We start from the raw sequence: 231 nt of genomic DNA, 5'->3' as shown, positions 1-231 counted from the left end.
TATCGGCTCCGGCACTTTTGCTTTTACATAGGTCTTTCAGGTCAGTGATACGTAGATAATAAAATACGGTTTCAGTATCAATATTTTCCTCACTCAGATCAATGAACGATTTCCCCCCTGCAATTTTTCCGGCATCGATCCAGTCGGTTCCGTTTTGTGAGATCTCTATTTTTGCAGCTTCAAGGAAAGGACCTACTTCAAAAACGTAGATGTCATCGCCTTTTAAATTCA

1 protein-coding gene is annotated in these 231 nt (G+C 40.3%); it reads right to left on the bottom strand.

Annotated elements, in window-relative coordinates:
• Positions 1 to 231 (bottom strand): hypothetical protein (locus ACY2RT_RS15765; protein WP_490156847.1); only part of this gene is annotated, 231 nt, incomplete at both ends.

The sequence above is a fragment of the Ulvibacter sp. 2210JD10-4 genome (assembly GCF_058148525.1).
Note: the sequence above shows the minus strand (reverse complement) of the source record. Positions and strands in the feature narration are given on the sequence as shown.